Source organism: Burkholderia sp. Se-20373 (assembly GCF_017104705.1).
Classification (GTDB): Bacteria; Pseudomonadota; Gammaproteobacteria; order Burkholderiales; family Burkholderiaceae; genus Burkholderia.
Genome location: NZ_JAAGPH010000379.1, coordinates 1 through 808 on the forward strand (window position 1 = coordinate 1; position 808 = coordinate 808).

An 808-nucleotide genomic window follows, 5' to 3' on the forward strand; every position below is an offset into this window, starting at 1 on the left:
GAGGCGGGTCGCCACCAGCACGACCTGCGCGGTGCGCGGCGCGACCTCGAGCGTGACCGTGCGGGCGCGGGCCGTCGCATCCGGTGCGCTCGCGGGCGCCTTCGCGCGCTGGAATTCGGAGCCGACCGCGAGCACGCGCGCACGCCGCACCACGGTCTCCGCTTCGAACGTGCCGGGCGACGTCGCCGAGCCGCCGATCTGCTGCGTCAGCAACACGTCGACGAAGTCGCCCGGCTGGATCAGCCCCGCGTTGCCCGACACGTCGTCCACCGGCACCGAGATCGCGCGCATGCCGGGCTGCAGCGCGGCCGCGAGAAAATCCGGCGCGCCGGCCGGTATCACGTTCTCGACGCGAATCGGTGCGCCCGCGCCGACGTGGTTGCGCAGCAGCGCGCCCTTCAGGTCCGCGCCCGGCTGCGACTCGACGAACGCGCCAGCCGGCACCTGCGCGCGCGGCATGCGCTTCCACGCGAGATCGTTGTCGCGCAGCAGCAGCCCTTCCGGCAGGTCGGCGGCGGCGACCCGCACGCGTGCCTGATCCGTTTCGGCGGGCACCGACGGCGTCGATGCGGCGACGTACAGCTCGCGCAGGATGAACGCACCGATGCCGGCGGCAACGACGAGCACGGCCAGTCTCAGCGGTTTGGGCATGGCGGCGTGCGTCCCCCCGGCTAGGTAAGCGAAACCGTGTGTGGAAACGACGCCCAGACGGCCAGCGTGCCGCCGAGCGCGAGCGCAACGCCGTACGGCACGCCGCGCGCGGCGACCGCGCGAACCGAGCCTGCGCGCCGCGGCCGCGACGCCAGCA

The 808-nt window shown here is 74.3% G+C and carries 1 protein-coding gene; it reads right to left on the reverse strand.

The window, feature by feature from the left end; all coding sequences use genetic code 11:
• Positions 1–651 (reverse strand): Flp pilus assembly protein CpaB (gene cpaB / locus G3N96_RS38860; RefSeq protein WP_206140507.1); only part of this gene is annotated, 651 nt, incomplete at its 3' end.
• Between the last annotated feature and the right edge of the window lie 157 nt (positions 652–808).